16 protein-coding genes and 1 riboswitch are annotated in these 17,833 nt (G+C 42.1%); of the genes, 5 read left to right on the top strand and 11 right to left on the bottom strand.

The features are described 5' to 3' along the window. Window positions 1-10: 10 nt before the first annotated feature. The 5 genes from MHB69_RS15900 to MHB69_RS15920 form a co-directional block, all read right to left on the bottom strand. Complete coding sequence (locus MHB69_RS15900) at window positions 11-1,765, bottom strand: HAMP domain-containing sensor histidine kinase (protein ID WP_034280895.1); 1,755 nt, start codon at window positions 1,763-1,765, stop codon at window positions 11-13. Window positions 1,766-1,768: 3 nt separating this feature from the next. Further along, window positions 1,769-2,491, bottom strand: coding sequence for a response regulator transcription factor (locus tag MHB69_RS15905; protein ID WP_024423448.1), 723 nt, complete (start codon window positions 2,489-2,491; stop codon window positions 1,769-1,771). Window positions 2,492-2,666: 175 nt separating this feature from the next. After that, window positions 2,667-3,482, bottom strand: coding sequence for an ABC transporter ATP-binding protein (locus tag MHB69_RS15910; protein ID WP_041115691.1), 816 nt, complete (start codon window positions 3,480-3,482; stop codon window positions 2,667-2,669). A 20-nt stretch (window positions 3,483-3,502) separates the two neighbouring features. Then, a complete protein-coding gene (locus tag MHB69_RS15915) occupies window positions 3,503-4,525 on the bottom strand; it encodes an iron ABC transporter permease (protein ID WP_034280896.1) in 1,023 nt (340 codons plus the stop codon). Beyond that, complete coding sequence (locus tag MHB69_RS15920) at window positions 4,526-5,578, bottom strand: iron ABC transporter permease (protein ID WP_034280897.1); 1,053 nt, start codon at window positions 5,576-5,578, stop codon at window positions 4,526-4,528. A gap of 259 nt (window positions 5,579-5,837) precedes the next feature. Between MHB69_RS15920 and MHB69_RS15925 the strand changes: the two genes are divergently transcribed. Then, complete coding sequence (locus tag MHB69_RS15925) at window positions 5,838-6,776, top strand: iron-hydroxamate ABC transporter substrate-binding protein (protein ID WP_070326020.1); 939 nt, start codon at window positions 5,838-5,840, stop codon at window positions 6,774-6,776. 243 nt (window positions 6,777-7,019) lie between these two features. Here the strand turns inward: MHB69_RS15925 and MHB69_RS15930 are convergent, their stop codons facing one another. The 3 genes from MHB69_RS15930 to MHB69_RS15940 form a co-directional block, all read right to left on the bottom strand. Further along, entirely contained in the window at window positions 7,020-8,426 is a 1,407-nt protein-coding gene (locus tag MHB69_RS15930; protein ID WP_034280899.1) for an amino acid permease, read from the bottom strand. A 192-nt stretch (window positions 8,427-8,618) separates the two neighbouring features. Next, a riboswitch (Lysine riboswitch) is annotated at window positions 8,619-8,797 on the bottom strand. Window positions 8,798-8,918: 121 nt separating this feature from the next. Next, window positions 8,919-9,062 (bottom strand): small acid-soluble spore protein SspJ, encoded by a 144-nt coding sequence (gene sspJ, locus MHB69_RS15935; protein WP_034280900.1) that lies wholly within the window; start codon window positions 9,060-9,062, stop codon window positions 8,919-8,921. Window positions 9,063-9,143: 81 nt separating this feature from the next. Next, a complete protein-coding gene (locus MHB69_RS15940) occupies window positions 9,144-9,572 on the bottom strand; it encodes a MarR family transcriptional regulator (protein ID WP_034280901.1) in 429 nt (142 codons plus the stop codon). Between the two features lie 171 nt (window positions 9,573-9,743). Between MHB69_RS15940 and MHB69_RS15945 the strand changes: the two genes are divergently transcribed. From MHB69_RS15945 to modB, 4 genes are all read left to right on the top strand, one after another. Beyond that, window positions 9,744-10,229, top strand: coding sequence for a metal-dependent hydrolase (locus tag MHB69_RS15945; protein ID WP_034280902.1), 486 nt, complete (start codon window positions 9,744-9,746; stop codon window positions 10,227-10,229). Window positions 10,230-10,352: 123 nt separating this feature from the next. After that, window positions 10,353-12,203: an LTA synthase family protein gene (locus tag MHB69_RS15950; RefSeq protein ID WP_144496378.1), complete on the top strand. Its 1,851-nt coding sequence runs from the start codon at window positions 10,353-10,355 to the stop codon at window positions 12,201-12,203. A 115-nt stretch (window positions 12,204-12,318) separates the two neighbouring features. Then, complete coding sequence (gene modA, locus MHB69_RS15955; protein ID WP_046313201.1) at window positions 12,319-13,098, top strand: molybdate ABC transporter substrate-binding protein; 780 nt, start codon at window positions 12,319-12,321, stop codon at window positions 13,096-13,098. Then, window positions 13,098-13,763, top strand: coding sequence for a molybdate ABC transporter permease subunit (modB, locus tag MHB69_RS15960; protein WP_070326021.1), 666 nt, complete (start codon window positions 13,098-13,100; stop codon window positions 13,761-13,763). Before modA ends, modB begins: the two co-directional genes overlap by 1 nt. Before the next feature lie 39 nt (window positions 13,764-13,802). On the opposite strand, the gene MHB69_RS15965 is transcribed toward modB, so the two are convergent. From MHB69_RS15965 to MHB69_RS15975, 3 genes are all read right to left on the bottom strand, one after another. After that, window positions 13,803-14,648: an aldo/keto reductase gene (locus MHB69_RS15965; RefSeq protein WP_039181397.1), complete on the bottom strand. Its 846-nt coding sequence runs from the start codon at window positions 14,646-14,648 to the stop codon at window positions 13,803-13,805. Window positions 14,649-14,717: 69 nt separating this feature from the next. Further along, a complete protein-coding gene (locus MHB69_RS15970; protein ID WP_034280908.1) occupies window positions 14,718-15,587 on the bottom strand; it encodes an ROK family protein in 870 nt (289 codons plus the stop codon). Between the two features lie 62 nt (window positions 15,588-15,649). Continuing rightward, complete coding sequence (locus tag MHB69_RS15975) at window positions 15,650-17,665, bottom strand: Na+/H+ antiporter (protein WP_046313196.1); 2,016 nt, start codon at window positions 17,663-17,665, stop codon at window positions 15,650-15,652. Window positions 17,666-17,833 lie beyond the last annotated feature (168 nt).

Genomic DNA, 17,833 nt, shown 5'->3' on the forward strand with positions numbered 1-17,833 from the left:
CGTTTTTTGGCTATTTTACAGGTGATGATTTTTTTAGGATAATCGCAATAGTTGTTCCAGTGCCTAGTTCACTTTCAACTTGAATATCACCGTCATGCAGCAAGACGAGCTCTTTTGCTATCGCAAGCCCGAGACCTGTTCCGTTCGTTGGATCATTTGTATTTGTCCCTCTGTAATAGCGGTTAAATAGGTGATCCACCGTTTCCTGTGCCATTCCGCGGCCATTGTCTTTCATTTCGATCCGAACTTCTTCCTCTGTTTCAGATAAAACAGCTGTAATATGGGTGCCTTTTTCGTTATGCTTCACTGCATTCGCCAGCAGGTTCTCAATCACTCGTCTGAACCATGCTTTATCGATCTCAAATATGACACCATCTGTTTGATCTTCAAAGGAGCATGGATAATCCTCAGATGAAGAGCTTCTTGAAAACTCGTCCATAATGGAAGTTAAAAATTCACTGAGTTCAACCGGTTTTCGATTAATAGGCAGGGCACCATTCTTCAATCGGTATGTGAGGTTTAAATCCTCAATCAGTGTCGACATGTATTCTGATTTCTCACGAATCACCTGTCCCATTTCCATGACTTCTTCTTTGGACCATTGATATTGATCGGATTCAAGCATGAGTCCATAGCCGTAAATCGTACTTAGAGGCGTTTTCAAATCATGAGACAATCCTGCAATCCATTCTTCCCTTGTGGTTTGAATTTTTCTTCGGTTTGCTTCATTCTCTTTTAATGTAAGCGTGAGCTGATCCATTGTTTTTAGGATATCCTCAAATAATCGGTATTCCCGCTTAATACGGCCTTTTTTATTTTTACTGACTGGAATTCCCTTTCTATTTGTTGGTTCCTGCAATTTATTTTTTGATAAGAAAATCAGCCAGCGAATAATGTGATAAATTGGCAGCCCATAACGATACGAATACCACAATGTCATGACAATAATAATAGTGAGTGCAAGACCTGCAATTAAGATGGTTGTATATTGATTTAAAGCGTCTCTCTCTTTATCGTAAAGCTCGTCTGGGCTGTATACTTTATTTGGTACCGAGACGATGATATACAGGTTTTTATTCACCTTCATATAAGTGAGGTCACTTCTAAACTCCCAAGGCTTCGATTGATACTTGAGCAATTCAACATCTGTTACGTTATGTTTCAAACTAGTGTTGGCCCGAATGCCTTTTAAATATTTTCCTTCTTCATTGAACAAATGAACCGATCCATTCATTCTCTTCAAGAATTCTTTTGTTTCAACAGAATATTGAGATAATGCAGCCAAATTCTTCTCGTGCTGTTTCAGATAATTGGCTACCTTTGTGCTGTTCGTTTTGAACCCATATAACACAGTAAAACTTTCTTGATCAATCTCAATTGGCCAGAAGTACATCTTGTAATCTTTAAATTCTCTTTTTTCAAAGATCTTGATCATTTCATCCTTTTGATAAGACGTTGGAATTGATTTAGGGCGGTGATAGCTATAAACGGTATTCTTCTTTGAATCAATCACTTGCAGCCAGCCGTCTCTTTTTTCCACTGCTTGCTTGAGCTGATCGTCGGCTTCCATTTTTCCATCCTCGTTAAAATAAAGCCAGCTCATGAGTGTATCTCCATCAGCTTTTGTTAAACCAGTTTCGGTCATATTCTCATAGTATTTATTTAAATATAAGTTCTCAGAGAACGTATTGCCGATCGTCAGAATGGCAATCACAATAAACATTTGTCCGACAAAGTGAAAGAAAAGTTTTGCTCGTAAATTCATAAATTATTGAAGGACCTTTGCAGGGTGCGGTATAAATTTATATCCCATACCACGGATCGTCACAATATATTCTGGCTGACTCGGATCTAATTCAATCTTTTCCCTCAGCTTTCGAATATGAACCATGACAGTGTTGTTATCACCATATGATGGGACGCCCCATACTTTCTCATAGATTTGATCTTTTGAGAGAACCACATTCGGATGGTCACAAAAGTACTTCAGCAAAGAAAGAAGCTGAGCAGAACATGCCGTCACCTCTCCTCTTACTTTCAATTCGGCTGCATGAGGATGATAGGAGAAATGGGCATAATGATATTGGCTTTGAGTGTCTTCTTGCTCCTCCTGTAAGGAGATATAAGTTCGGTTTAGGTGAGCCTTAATTCTAGCCACTAGCTCAAGCGGGTTAAATGGCTTTGTGATGTAATCATCTGCCCCCTGTGCAAAGCCCGTCAGTTTATCGACATCAGACGTTCTTGCAGTTAAATAGAAAATAGGCACTTTCGTTAACTTTCTGATTTCAGGCAGAACGTCAAAACCAGACTTACCGGGCATCATTACATCTAGAAGTAAGAGGTGGATGTCCTCGTTTTTGACAATATCTAATGCTTCATCTGCATGGTAGGCTTTATAAATATGCTTGAATCCTTCTTTTTTTAATACGCGTTCAACCATTTTCACAATTGCTTCTTCGTCATCTGCAATCAATATTTTTGCTGTTTCCACGCATCTCTTTCCTTTCTAGCTATGATCTCTAACCGTATATTACCATTGTCTAAAGTAAAAAAGTACCTCTTTTCCGCATAAAAGCGAAAAAATATCAACTGGAGAAAATGGCAGCACGAGGAAGTTTCAAACATGCAAAAAAACCCGGCAGCTGCACCGGGTTCCTTTACATCTATTATCCATTCACAGCTTCTAGCTTTCGTTCATGATTCATTAAGTCATAGGTTAAACAGATCGGCTTATTCGTTCTAGGATCAAGCACAATTTCTGCATCAATATGGAATACCCGACTGAGTACCTCTTTGGTCATGACCTCATGAGGCGTACCATCTTTTATGACTTTCCCTTGATTGAGGGCAATCATGTAATGTGAAAAACGCGCCGCATGATTCAAATCATGGATGACCATCAACACAGTTCGGCCCTGCTCTCTATTTAAGCGTTCTAACAGCTGAAGAATCTCGAGCTGATGTGCAAGATCCAAATACGTCGTAGGTTCATCTAATAGGAGCAGCTCTGTTTCCTGGGCAAGTGCCATCGCAATCCATACACGCTGACGCTGTCCGCCGGAAAGTGCTTCAATTGGCCGATCATGAAAAGCAATCATTCCCGTTTCCTCAAGTGCCCACCTAATGATTCGTTTATCTTCATTTGATAAGCGGCCAAACCCATTTTGATGCGGGAAACGTCCATATGACACGAGCTCATACACTGTCAATCCACTTGGTGCTTCGGGCGTTTGTGGTAAGATCGCCATTTGTTTTGAAATTTCTTTTGTCGGCGTCTCATGGATAGCCTTGCCATTTAAGTAAACAGCTCCTCGATTGGACTTCATAATACGAGACATCGTTTTTAAAATGGTTGATTTCCCGCAGCCATTCGGTCCAATCAGTGTTGTCACCTTGCCTTTTGGGATGCTGACATTCAAATCTTCTACAATCAAACGGTCTTGATAACCGATACAAAGCTTTTCTGTTTCGAGCGATTTCATATGTTGTCTCTCCTTCCTCATTAGTTCGATTTCATCAATAAGTAAATGAAGTAAGGTGCGCCTAAAGCAGAAACGACAAGGCCAACTGGCACTTCTGATGGTGCAAGGATGACGCGGCCAATTGTATCTGCCAGTAATAATAACAGCGCGCCAATCAGCGCGGAGGCCGGTATCATTCCTTGATGCTTTGGCCCAACAAGCTTTCTAGCTAAGTGCGGTGCGGCTAATCCTAGGAAAGAGATACTTCCTGCAACAGCAACACTTGCACCTGCTAATGCAACGGCAATCAGCATGAGAAGACTTCTTTCTTTATGAACAGAAATGCCCAATCCATAGGACAGCTGATCACCTAAATTCATAATGTTTAAGTAGCGTGATCTGACAAGCGCTAATATAAGGAAAATCAGCATCCATGGCAGAACAGATAGGACATACGTCCAGCTCGAGCCATAAATGCTTCCAGATAACCACACGATAGCTTGGTTAAAATCATTTGGGCTCATTTTCAACTGGATGACCACAATTGCTGCTGAAAACGCAGCATTCACACCAATACCAGTTAAAATCAATCGAACAGGTGTGATGCCTTTTTTCCACGCTAACACATAGATGAGAAATGCAGCAAAGCCTGCACCTACGAACGCGAAAAGCGGCAGTATAAAAATCGTAAGATCACCTAAATTTGTCATCGTGCCTTGAAATGCAAAGATAAATAGCACAACGGCAAAGCCTGCACCGGCATTGACACCAAGAATACCTGGGTCAGCTAAACCATTTTGAGAAACACCTTGCCAAATCGCTCCTGATACAGCGATAGAAGCGCCGACAAGTAAAGCGATGACCATTCTTGGAAGCCTGAACTCGAATAATACGAGTTCATCCATTTCACTTCCGAATCCAAAAAGTGTTTTCAATGTATCCATCGGAGAAATCCGAATTTCTCCGGTATTTAAACTAATGAGAAACACAGCTACGATCGCGAAAAAAATCATGAGCATCGTTCGTTGATATTTCTTTTTCTTTGCTTGCTGCACCATTTCCATTTAAATCCCGCTCCTTTCACGTCTAGCTAAGTATAAGAAGAAAGGAACGCCTATAATCGCCGTAATGGCACCGACTGGCGTTTCAAACGGAGCATTGACCAGCCTTGCAGCAATGTCTGCATAAATTAACAATGTGGCCCCTAAGATAGCGGAGCATGGGATAATCCAGCGGTAGTCCACTCCGACCAAGAACCGAGTGACATGAGGGATCACAAGCCCAATAAAACCAATAGAGCCTGCTACCGACACGGCAGCACCCGTTAAAAGAATAACAACCACTATACCAAGCACCTTGACCGTTTTCGTATACTGTCCAAGCCCTTTCGCCAGTTCTTCACCTAAGCTTAAAACCGTGATCGAACGGGCAAGGATCATTGCAATGATTAGTCCTGCAATGGCAACTGGAATGATGATATGAATGTTACTCCAATTCACACCTGCCACTCCGCCAGCATACCAAAAGCTCATATCTTGAGCGACGTCAAAACGGATGGCAATGGCTGAGGAGATGGAGCTCAAAAGTGCTCCAACCGCTGTACCAGCTAGTGCGAGCTTTACAGGAGTCAGCCCACCTTTTGACATAGTACCAACACCAAATACAATAGAGGCACCGAGTGCGGCTCCAACAAATGACCAAAGAATTAATGTAAAAGAAGATTGGCCAGGGAAAAATGCTAATGCAATGGCAATCGCAAATGCGGAGCCATTTGTCACACCCATAATCTCAGGTGACGCAAGCGCGTTTCTCGTCATTCCTTGCATAATGGCACCTGATACGGCTAAAAAGGCACCGACGAGGGCAGCTCCAACTGTACGCGGCAGCCTCAATTCCCGAATGATTTGATGTGAAGTTTGATGTGAATCAAAATGAAAAACGGCTTCCCATACAGTCTGTAGATGAATGTTTGCCGCTCCTAATGATACTGATAAAAAAAGACCAAATGCTAAAGCGATCATTCCTATGATGATAACAGCTGCTGTTCCAAAAGGCTTCGTGACAATATCGATCGTATCATCTCTGGCTGGCAGCTGTTTATTCGATTGTGAGCCCAAAACCAGTCTCTTCCTTTCCGTTCATGTCTATTCTCTATTAGTGATAATGATTATCAATCTCGAAGTCTAGTATATCACTTTCTTTTCTTTTTGAAATCACTGTTCTGATAAATTTCTTTATTTTCCGCAAAAAATTGTGAGAATTTCATCATTTTTCTTTTGGTTCTAAATTAGCCGATGCATTTTTATTCCTATCATGGTACGATAAAATTGAAAATGAGAATCATTATCAAGTAAAAGTGAATAGGAGAGAATTTTTGTGAAAAAACGAACTGGATTTCTTTTGATTTCTTTATCCATCCTTATGATCTTTACAGCCGCTTGCGGCAGCACTTCGAATAAACAATCTGCAGCGAAAAAGAATGACATGATCACATATCAGGATGCCAAAGGAGAAGTGAAGCTTCCGAAAAATCCGAAGCGAATAGTGCTTCTTGCAGAAAGCTATTACGGGGACCTCGTTACACTCGGCAAGACGCCGGTTGCTACGACATCACCCATCTTTAAAAACCCTTTTTATAAAGGGAAAACAGATGGAGTGAAGAATCTCGGAAGGACCCCATCAGTCGAAAAGGTAGCCGCTTTGAAGCCAGATATGATTATTGCATGGGGAGAAGACGAGAAGTTTGATCAATACAAAAAAATCGCCCCAACTGTAGCGGTTAAATACAACCAATATTCCTTCAAAGACCAGCTAAAAGAATTCGGTAAAATGACAGGTACACCAAAAAAAGCAACAGAATGGATCACGAAATGGGATACTAAAATTGCTGAGGTGAAACCAAAGGTAACAAAAGCTGTCGGCAGCAAAACGGTTTCGATCGTATCGCCATTTGATAAAGGTATTTATATCTTTGGAAACACCTTTGGCCGCGGGGGAGAAATCATTTATGACGAGCTGAAATTAAAAGCACCGAAAGTCGTCAAAAAAGAAGCGATCGACAGCGGTGTCGGCTATGCAAACATTTCTCTTGAGAAGCTGCCAGAATTCGCAGGCGACTATATTTTCACAGGTCCATGGAGCGGTTCAAAAAGTAATGGTGACCAAGTCTATCAAAGCAGCATTTGGTCATCACTTCCTGCCGTCAAAAATAAACGTGTATTTGAAATAGATCCAGTCGGTTACTTCTTTAATGACCCAGTGTCACTAGAAGGTCAGCTAGAGTTCATTGTGGACCGGTTGACATCTGCGTCATAAAAAAACGTTTCTCCAGAGATGGAGAAACGTCCAAATAATTGACAAAGGGATAAAATGAGCTTTATTTTAGCCCTTTGTCTTCTTTTCAGCGTGATAGAAAACCTTTGCAGTCTAGGAAGGACGAGTACCGGAGCGGAGCGAATTGAACATTCGTGAGCACCGGAGCGCAGACCTGACAAAGAATGCGAGGGTTTGTCTACACGCTGAACGTTTCTCCAGAGATGGAGAAACGTCTTCCTTATCTTATACCGTTTCTTTGGCAAATCCTTTTGACATGAATGGATAAAGCAAAATACCCACTAAGAATAGACCGATTCCAAGACCAAAAGTTTTCAAGTCGGCTGTTCCTGAAATAATGACCCAAGCCGAATACCCCATCGCAACAAGTGCAATGATGCCGTCTCTTGTTCGATTTCCTTTTTGAAGCTCATATGTGTCACCTTGCATGATGACCTTAAAGCTGTAGATGGAAGACACAATATACGGAATAAGATACGCAAGTGTCGCTGATGTGGTTAAAAAGGTAAAAGCTTCATTAATCGTACGTGACATCACAGAGAAGATAAACAGCTGTGACATAATATTTGTAACAGTCAAAGCGAAAGCAGGGCTTCCTTTTTTGTTTGTTTTTGCAAATACTGCTGGAAAATCACCAGCCTTTGCTGCTTGATACGGTACTTCTGAACCAAGTAAAATCCAGCCAAGCATCGAACCAAACAAACAAATAATCGCCAGCAGTGCCATGACAATTCCGCCAGCCGGCCCAATAATAAGCTGAAGCACATCCACGAATGGTTTGTCAGAGCCTTGCAGTTGATCATGCGGCAGAACGCCCATTGTAATCAATGTGATAATCATGTAGATCGAAAGTGCGATTAAAAGACCTGTAATCGTCGCACGTTTCACATCACGCTGTGAGGATGCTCTTCCTGATAAAATGACAGCTGATTCAATCCCAATAAATGCCCATAGTGTGGAAATAGCCGCATGATGAATTTGGCCTCCAAGTCCGAGCACTCCTTCCCCGCCTGTTTCAACCGGGAAGTAATAATGTTCAAATAATGCCGTTTGAAAAGCAAATAATCCCGCAACAATAAAAAGGACAAATCCAAGCACCTTCGAAAAGGTTGTAATAAAATTCAATTTACTCGCAGCACTTAAGCTTGTGATTAAAATGGTATGTGTTCCCCATAGAAGAAGAGTACATACGATAAACGTCATGAGCTGGCCAAGTGTGACCGCTTCTTTTCCAAAGGTAAAAACCTCAGTCTTCACGGTGAGAATAGGGAAAAAAGTCGTTAAATAACCAGCAAGGCTTGTAATAATCGCGACATTACTAATCCAGCTTGCCACCCAATATCCCCAAACCATTGTAAAACCGGCCGCTTTCCCTTTTTTCGGATCTTTAAAAAGCGCCCTTGCATAACTTTGTGGTCCAGCCGTCAGCTGCGGCTTATGAATGGACAAATGCCCAAATACAAGCGCAATCATCAGCACACCGCCGCCTGTGACAAGCCATGCCATCGTCACACCTAAAGGACTGGCGTGCTGGGCAAGCGTACTTGGCAGCATAAAGATGCCTGAACCTACCATATTTCCGACGACAAAGGCCGTCAATAACCAAAAACCCCATTTTTTTGTCTGTTCCATTTCCGTACCTCCGTTTTATTCACTTTGGACCAGACCCGGCAGTATCTTCATTGATATATTTGTGAAGCAATGACTTGCATTCTTTATGTTCATCATGGATTACCTTTTTAACAGCATACCCTTATTTTTGTTACTCAGAACATAAAAAAAAGCCTGAACAAAAGTCCATGCTTTTCAAAACATACACCTTGATCTCCGGATAGCCCTCCACGCTTTAAAGACGTGGCAGTCCTGCATTTATTCAATGCAGACCCAGCATAAAGAAAGTTGGAGCTCTCTTTACACTTCGGCGCTGATGCCTTTTTTCTCATGATCTACGATTCCATCTCTCCTATGAGTGACTCATCATCCGCGCAACCTCTACCTCACTGAGACATAGCGTGAGGATTTCTATTCATTTTTACTACACGAAGGTTATCAAACATTCTCACATCTGTCAAAGGGAAAAACATAGAAAAAAGGCAGAGAAGTGTTTCTCTGCCCTTTACCTGCTTATTGTTGGTTGTTTTTCTTCTTTTGTACAGCTTCCTGAAGCGGGTCGCCTGCTAGCTCTTTACTTGCTTCCTCTAACAGCTGATCTACCTGCTGATGGTCTTTCTCACTTTTCGCCTTTTTATCCTTTTGGAAAAATGACATCGCTGTTTCCTCCCTTTTCATAAAATGCGATTGCCTGTTTAATTTGTGCTACAGCGCTCAGACTTATTCAATGGAAGAGGCTCAATCATCATGAAAGGTCTGTCTCATTTTTTGCAAGTACGACAGAAAGGTTTTTAAATCTTCCTTTGTGAAGTCTGACATCATATGCTGAATCACTTTTCCGAAAAGACGTGTATGCTTTTCATAAATCGCCATCCCTTTTTCCGTGACTTCTAAACGAACAAGTGATGAATCGTCCTTGTCCCGTTCTCTCTGAATATAACCCTGCTCACATAATTTATTGAGCGCAATAGAGGCTGCACCAGGGTTTAAGGAGAGTCTTTGCTTCAGCTCTTCAGCATGTGATACTTTTCCTTGTATCAAAATAGAAAGAGCATATATCTGCGGGGGCGTGATGTCTTTCTCTAACTCAAGTAACTTGCGGTTTAATTTACGGCTGACTTCATAATGTACAAGAACAATTTCTTTTAAAATGTCTGCATTACCCATCCGAATCGCATCCTTATCGTTAGTATCAACATGACTTCCCCCTTATTATAGAATGTTTTTCCATTCAGCCAACCCTTTTGGCCTCTTTTTCTTTAGAAAATAAGCCTTGCTGAATGAATCCACCCTTGATATAGTGAGTACTTGAACTAAGATAGAACAGGAGTACGCATCATGACAGGAAAAACACACATCATGGGCGGAATTGCCGCCTCCACTGCCGTTGCCTACTATTATGGATTCGACCCAGTGATAATGGCTGCCGCTGGATCAGCAGGTGCCCTGATCCCTGACCTTTGCCATACAAAAAGTAAAATCGGCAGAAAATTCCCGCTGCTCTCGGCACTGATCAGCAGTGTGTTCGGTCATCGCACGTTTACACACAGTTTATTATTTTTGCTGATCATTTATTTTCTAGCGACAACATACATTCCAAATGACAGCCTAAGTATCGGTTTACTAGTCGGGATGGCAAGTCATCTCATCCTGGATGCAGGAACAGTGAACGGGATTAAATTTTTATTTCCAGCTTCCATTAAAGTGCGTCTTCCCTTCTATGTCAAAACAGGCAGCGCAGGAGAACAAGTCGTACTGGCTGCTCTTACCGTCGTTACCTGCTATTACATCGCTGTTATCTGCGGCATATCCATCCCATTCTAATGAATCAAAAAGAGATTTCCGAAAAACACAGGATATGAATTGATCATTCCTCATTTTTTTAGTAGGTTTAAGATAAGTGTTTTTGCCTTGCAGCTGAATACAGAATGGTGAGGAGCTACATAAATGAAAGCGTTTTTCAAAGATCACTGGTTTTTAGTGTACTCCATCCTCTTCATGTGGATGAAAACATACATCATTTATCAATTCGGATTTCACATACGAACAGCCAACCTGTTTCATGAATGGCTGCTTTTGATCAATCCACTTAGCTTTTTGCTCCCCTTGTTTGGGATTGCTCTTTTTTTAAATGAAACGAAGCAAAAGATTTTTTTATTGACCGCAAATTTGATTTTGACGGCGATTCTCATATCGAATACGATTTTTTATGGATTTTATATTGATTTCATTACGATCCCTGTATTATTCCAAGCGAAAAACATGGGAGATATGGGTAGCAGTATGACAGAATTATTCCACCCGCTGTTCTTGCTGATGCTCATTGATTTCGTGGTGCTGGCTTGGCTGTTAAAGCGCAAACCTTTAGCGCCAAAGGCCTCCTTCAAGACGATCAAAACATATTATGCCGTGTGCTGCAGCTTTCTATTGTTTCATGTCAGTTCAGCCATGCTGGATCACCCTCGCTTTCTGACAAGCTCCTATGATCGAGAAGTGATTGTACGAAACCTTGGGCTGTTCCAGTTCCACCTGTATGACGGCGCTGCCCAAACAGCGCGTATTGGACAAAAAGCCTTTGCAGATGAAGATACACTTTCAACCGTAGCAAACTACACAAAGGCTGATTACAGTGCACCAAACGAAGAGTATTTTGGACTTGCTAAAGGCAAGAACGTTGTGTTCATTTCACTCGAATCAACCCAGCAATTTGTCGTTGATCAAAAGGTGAATGGACAATACATCACCCCCTTTTTAAATCAACTCGCTAAAAAGAGTTTTTATTTTGATGAATTTTATCAGCAGACTGAGCAAGGAAAGACGTCGGATTCAGAGTTTATTGTCGCAAATTCCCTCTATCCATCTAGCAGCGGCGCTGTCTTTTTCACAGCTAGTGACAACGAATACGACACGTTATACAAGCAGTTGAAAAAAGAGAACTATCAATCCGTCCAATTTCATGCGAATAATAAAACGTTTTGGAATCGTGATGTGATGTATGAATCGTTTGGGATTGACCGCTTTTATGATGTCGATTCGTATCAGGTCAATGAACAGAATTCAACTGGCTGGGGCTTAAAGGATATCGACTTCTTTGACCAATCCATTGATTATTTAAAAAAGTTGAAGGCGCCTTATTACAGCACGTTCATTACCTTGACCAATCACTTTCCATTTGAAATTGATCCAAAGGATCAATTGATCGATGAATATGATTCGTCCAGCGCCATTTTAAACCGCTATGTGACGACCGTCCGCTATCAGGATGAAGCCATTAAGAACTTTTTTGACCGTATGAAAGAAGAAGGACTGTATGACAATACAATGTTTGTTCTCATGGGGGATCACTATGGCATATCCGAGGCACATCATCAGGCAATGGCAGAGCTGCTCAAAAAAGATGAGATTACACCGTATGATGCTGTGAAATTGCAGCGTGTTCCATTTTTGATTTACATTCCGGGAGTCACAGATCAAGCACCGCAGACAATCTCTGAAACAGCTGGGCAAATCGACGTGAAGCCGACACTCCTGCACTTACTCGGTATTGAAACGAAGGATGCCATTCAATTTGGCAATGACTTATTTTCAAACGAACGGACGCCTTTTGCTGTTTTGAGAAACGGGAACTTTATTACAGATGATTATCTCTATACAAAGAACACCTGCTATGATCAAAAAACAAAAGAACCTGTTGAACAGGATGAGGTGTGTCAGCCTTATATCGAAAAAGCCAATAAAGAGCTTTCCTTATCAGACAAAGTGATCAATGGGAATTTGCTCCGTTTTTATCAGCAATAAAAGCCGCCTTCTGGCGGCTTTTTCTTTTCTCTTTTTACTGAAAGCCTATGAATGGTCAAATAAGTTTGCTTATAATAAAGGATACAGATGATATTGAATAATAAGAGGTGTGAACATGAAGTATACGTTCTTCGCCTTCATCGCCATCTGTTTGCTCCTGAGCGGGTGTCAAACAGAGATGAAGTCATCGGATACAACAACCAAAAAAACAGAGCTTGTCATTTCAGCTGCGGCAAGTCTTCAGGATGCACTTAAAGAAATTGAATCTGCCTTTAACGATGAGCATCCGAATGTGACATTAACAAATAATTTCGGGTCATCCGGCGCATTGAAGCAGCAAATTGCGCAAGGGGCAAAGGCGGATCTCTTTTTCTCTGCAGCTGAAGCGCCCTTTGATGAGCTTGTGAAATCTGGAGACATCGATCAACATTTTATCAAGGATGCCATCCAAAATGAGCTTGTACTCATTGTGCCAAAAGATCACTCTTCCTCTATTAAAAGCTTTCAAGATGTCGAGCACATAAAAGGAAAGGTTGCTCTTGGCACACCTGAATCCGTTCCTGCTGGTACATACGGCAAAGAGATTTTTACAAAACTGAACATCTGGGATCAAGTGAAAAAGAATACTGTGTACGGCAAGGATGTACGGCAGGTTTTAAGCTACGTAGAAACAGGAAATGTGGAAGCAGGTGTTGTGTATAAGACAGATGCCCTCGTTTCCAAAAAAGTAAAGATTGCGGCTGAAGCCAATCAGGACATGCATTCCCCGATCATTTACCCGGTAGGGATCGTAAAAGGGACAGAACATTTAGAGGAAGCCAAGTCCTTTTTTCAATTTCTACAATCAAAAGCAGCCAAATCCATTTTTAAAAAGTACGGCTTTCAAGTGACATAATGCCCATGCTGACTGAAGAATTTCTATCTCCCATCTGGCTGTCCGTGCAAGTTGCCGTTGTGAGCGGGCTGCTGGCAACTGTTTTTGGTACAATGATTGGCTATTGGATGGCGCGAACATCATTTAAAGGGAAAATGATCGTAGAAACACTCTTGATGATGCCGCTTGTCCTCCCGCCAACGGTTGTAGGATTTTTATTGCTCGTCATATTCGGAAGGCATAGCATGATCGGGGAAGCAATTGAATGGATCTTCCACCAGCCGGTCATTTTCACATGGTGGGCGGCGGTAATTGCATCAACGGTTGTGGCATTCCCGCTTATGTATCAATCAGCAAAAGCTGGATTTTCTACGATTGAGTCAGATATTGAAGGGGCTGCAAAAGTAGATGGTGCTCATTCATTCCAAGTCTTTGCCTATATTACAGTACCACTTGCCCTGCCTACCCTCTTGTCAGGCAGCGTCCTCAGCTTTGCCAGAGCCCTTGGAGAATTCGGGGCGACCTTAATGTTTGCCGGCAACATCCCGGGAAAAACGCAAACTCTCCCAACCGCTATCTATGTGGCGATTGATTCTGGACGAATGGAGCTCGCTTGGGCCTGGACGATTTGTATTGTGATCTTATCTTTTATCATGCTCTTGGCTGTGCGCCGAAGCAGTACGTAAAAAATCCTCTTTCTCATATAAGAAAGAGGATTTTATTATTTATTCAAACCCAACCGTCATTGTCTCTGGATTTGAGCCGACGCGTTCGTTATTGTTTAATGCATCGATTTTTTCCATGTCTTCTTTGGAAAGCTCGAAGTCAAAGATGTCTGCATTTTGTTTAATGCGTTCTTCATTGATTGATTTAGGAATTGTCACAACACCGCTTTGCAGATCCCAGCGCAAGATGACTTGAGCAACAGATTTGTTGTAGCGTGCAGCAATGTCTTTCAATACGTCATGATCTAATAGCTTCCCTTGCATCAGCGGAGACCATGCCTCAATTTGAATGCCTTTTTCCTTTGCATATTGACGCAGTTCAACAAGTGTCAGTTTCGGATGAAATTCAACTTGGTTCACAGCTGGAACAACCTCAGCATCTTTTAACAGCTCTTCTAAATGCTGAATGTAGAAATTGCTGACTCCAATGGCTCTGACTTTCCCGTCTTTATAAAGCTTCTCAAGTGCGCGCCATGTGTCTTTAAATGTATCTGCATTTGGTCCAGGCCAATGAATCAAATAGAGGTCTAAGTAATCAAGACCTAATCGGTTTAAGCTTGCGTCAAACGCTTCAAGTGCTTTGTCATAGCCTTGATCTGTGTTCCATACTTTAGACGTAATAAATAAGTCTTCTCGTTTCACGCCAGATTCTTTAATCGCTTTTCCTACGCCTGTCTCATTTTTATAAACAGCTGCCGTATCAATGCTGCGATATCCGTTTCGTATGGCTGCTTTTACGGCATCTACCACTTGATTGCCGTCCTCCACTTTGAATACACCTAAACCAAACCAAGGCATTTCGACTCCGTTATTCAATGTTACGGTATCATTCAAGCTTTTGACCATTTTAACAACCACCTTTTTTATAGATTCCATCTCTTTCATTATCTCATGTTGTACTTCAAAACTCTATTATCAGGCGTTTCTCTTCGCTTCGATGGCTAAGAGCAGCGCACCTGTCATGCCAGCCTTGTCCTCAAGTCCAGGGGAGACAATGTATGTATCAAGCGGCGGCAGGTCCACATAATCATTGACATAAGCAGCCAGCTTCTCACGAATTAGTGGGAATAGCTGCTTTTGCTTCATGACGCCTCCGCCCATGATGATGCGCTCTGGGCTTAAAATGAGCGAGTACTGCATAAGCGCCTGCGCTAAATAATCCGCCTCAAGTGACCAAACCGCTTCTTCCTTCGTAAGCTCTTTGGCAGGTTTCCCCCACCTTTTCTCAATCGCTGGTCCAGCTGCCAGTCCTTCTAAACAATTTCCATGTGCCGGACAGATACCTGCAAACGAATCCGATTCATCCTGTCTGATAAGGATATGTCCCATCTCAGGATGTGAATGGCCGTGTAGAAGCTCATTTTTCACAACAGCTCCCGCACCAATGCCTGTACCGACCGTGATATACAAACAGCTGCTTAGCCCTTTGGCTGCCCCCTTTGTTAATTCACCTAGTGCTGCGGCATTGACATCTGTTGTAAAGGATACTGGGACACCTAATTGCTTCTCAAGCTCAGGAATGAACGGATAATGCTTCCACTCCACTTTTGGCGTGTTCATGATATAACCGTATGAAGGATCATCCTTTTGAACACAAATGGGTCCAAAGGAGCCAACCCCTAATGCTGCAATGTCATGCTGCTCAAAAAATGGAATGAGCTTTTGTATTGTTTTCTCCGGGTGCTCTGTCGGAATCGTCATTTCCTCTAAGATGTCTCCATGCTCATTGCCGATTGCACAACAAAATTTTGTACCCCCAGCTTCAATTGCTCCATAATACGCCATCATTGATCCCCCCTGCTTGTTCTCTTTCTTCATCATAAAACATGGGGGAGAAGATGACAACATCACGTATTGGTGAGCAGAACAGCTTCCATGTCATTGATATACTCCCTTAAATGATGGGCAATATCACGATTGATCTCACCGTCTTCATATAAAGTTTGAATTTCATTTCGAATCGTCTGTACAGCTTGGAAGTTCAGCTCTTTTTTCTTCCGCTCAAATGAACGGTCTTTTTGCTGGAAGAAGCTTGGACCGTGTTCACAGCGGAAAATCACTTGATTGTAAAAACCAATGACTTGGTGGCACGTTTGTTGGTTTTCATCTGTCATATGATGTTTGATCGAATCTACTGCAGCTTCAGCGGTTTTCTTACGGATTTGTTTGTACGATTCCTCGTTTTCTAAAATGCCGCTTGAAATGTGCTGATTCGGCCGCCATAATTGCAGCCATTGAAGCAAGCGCAGAAACTTCACCTTTGAAAAGCGAATTTTGAAGGAGTTTGAATACAGCATTTCCAGCTCATGAAATCTTTCTTGCAGCTCATAGGCTTCTTCCTTGTCAATTTTCTCTTCCTCAATTAATTGTTGAAGTTTCATCTGTTCTGCTTTGATACCGTGCAGTCTGATTTTTCGCTCTTGTCTTCTCATCCCAAATTGGTATGGTTCACGCTGGATATTTCTCAGCTTCATTCTATAATCATTGATGAGTGAAAGAGACACTTCCCTGTTGTCCTCATTCATTCCTTCTTTTAAGGTTTTAATGGCACTTCTCAGCAGCTTTCGTTTTGCATGCTGAATCTTTGTATCCAAGTCCACGTCGACTTGCTTGTCTTTTTTCTCTGATAAAAGAGGCAGTAACACACTGGCTAAAATGAGCGTACATAAAATCACACCAGCTGCGAGGAAAATAATCAAGTGCCGCTCTGGAAATGGTGATCCGTCCGCAAGCGTAAATGGAATAGAGAAGGCACCGGCCAATGTCACAGCCCCGCGGACACCAGAGAATGTCATGAGCATCGAGGCGCGAAGCTTCGGCTTTTTCACATTTTGCTTTTTCGTTGCACTCCATTTTCCTGCCCAGAACAGCCATACCCATAAGAACCGCAGCACCATGAGACATAGTGTAATAATTAAAATGTAGCCAATCACCTGCATGTTGTTAAAGGCTTCATCCTGGAAAATAACTGTGGAAACATCCGGAATCTGCAGTCCAAGTATGACGAAAACAAGGCCGTTTAAAATAAATAAAATAATATTCCAGGTGTTTGATGAAGCAATTTGCAGCTTGGCTAAATTCGCTTCCATTCGGTCTTGCTCAATGGCATGTGTCACACCGCCAGCCACAACAGCTAAAATGCCGGATACACCGATTTCTTCCGCTGCTAAATAAATCACAAATGGTGTAAGGATTTGCAGGATGATATGCATTGTGACATCGTCCATTCCTAAACGGCGGAGGAAATAGCGAAAACGAATGATAAAAAAGGATAGAATAAATCCAGTCAATAACCCGCCTGCTGCAATCAGTACAAAACTAAAGGAGGCCTGAGCAATTGAAAAAGCTCCCGTCACCGTTGCAGCAATGGCAAATTTAAAGGCGACAAGTCCTGATGCATCGTTCATCAGCCCTTCGCCTTCCAGCAGTCTCATGATGCCCTTTGGCATATTCACACGGCTGGATAAAGCACTTACTGCCACCACATCTGTCGGTGATAAAATTGCTGCAAGCGCAAATGCGGCTGGAAGCGGTATGCTTGGAATCATCCAATGAATGGTATATCCCGCTACAATGACGGTCGCAAACACTAAACCAAGCGCTAAAAGAAGAATCGGTGCTCTTAATTTCCATAGCTCGTCCCTTGGGGTACGCTTCCCGTCATTAAATAACAGCGGCGCAATAAATAGAACGAAGAAGAGTTCAGGATTTAAAGAAATATGTAAACCTGAAGGAAAAGCTGCCACCAATATTCCTAAGCCCACTTGAATTAACGGAACGGGAATAAAGGGGACAAAACGATTGATAATATTAGATGCTGCAATGAGTGCCAGTAGTACGAGCACTGCCAAAAAAATCTCCACTAGTACATGTCCCTCCTATGTATATTTTTCGTCAAGTTTTGCTTACATGCAAAGATGTGTTCATTACATCCGTCCGCTCAGAAGTGCTTCTTTAGTATTCCGCAAAAAGTGAAACCAACACATAACAATCCATCTAGGCAAAAAAAGGCTGAATCCAGATATTCAGCC

Source organism: Bacillus sp. FSL K6-0994 (assembly GCF_038630815.1).
Lineage (GTDB): Bacteria > Bacillota > Bacilli > Bacillales > Bacillaceae > Bacillus > Bacillus safensis.

Bases quoted from the DNA above. Each gene is read 5' to 3' on its own strand.
- MHB69_RS15915 (WP_034280896.1), bottom strand. From the start codon at position 4,525: ATGGAAATGGTGCAGCAAGCAAAGAAAAAGAAATATCAACGAACGATG.
- MHB69_RS15900 (WP_034280895.1), bottom strand. From the start codon at position 1,765: ATGAATTTACGAGCAAAACTTTTCTTTCACTTTGTCGGACAAATGTTT.
- MHB69_RS15910 (WP_041115691.1), bottom strand. From the start codon at position 3,482: ATGAAATCGCTCGAAACAGAAAAGCTTTGTATCGGTTATCAAGACCGT.
- sspJ (WP_034280900.1), bottom strand. From the start codon at position 9,062: ATGTCATTTTTCCAAAAGGATAAAAAGGCGAAAAGTGAGAAAGACCAT.
- MHB69_RS15950 (WP_144496378.1), top strand. From the start codon at position 10,353: ATGAAAGCGTTTTTCAAAGATCACTGGTTTTTAGTGTACTCCATCCTC.
- MHB69_RS15930 (WP_034280899.1), bottom strand. From the start codon at position 8,426: ATGGAACAGACAAAAAAATGGGGTTTTTGGTTATTGACGGCCTTTGTC.
- MHB69_RS15940 (WP_034280901.1), bottom strand. From the start codon at position 9,572: ATGGGTAATGCAGACATTTTAAAAGAAATTGTTCTTGTACATTATGAA.
- MHB69_RS15965 (WP_039181397.1), bottom strand. From the start codon at position 14,648: ATGGTCAAAAGCTTGAATGATACCGTAACATTGAATAACGGAGTCGAA.
- MHB69_RS15945 (WP_034280902.1), top strand. From the start codon at position 9,744: ATGACAGGAAAAACACACATCATGGGCGGAATTGCCGCCTCCACTGCC.
- modA (WP_046313201.1), top strand. From the start codon at position 12,319: ATGAAGTATACGTTCTTCGCCTTCATCGCCATCTGTTTGCTCCTGAGC.
- modB (WP_070326021.1), top strand. From the start codon at position 13,098: ATGCCCATGCTGACTGAAGAATTTCTATCTCCCATCTGGCTGTCCGTG.
- MHB69_RS15970 (WP_034280908.1), bottom strand. From the start codon at position 15,587: ATGGCGTATTATGGAGCAATTGAAGCTGGGGGTACAAAATTTTGTTGT.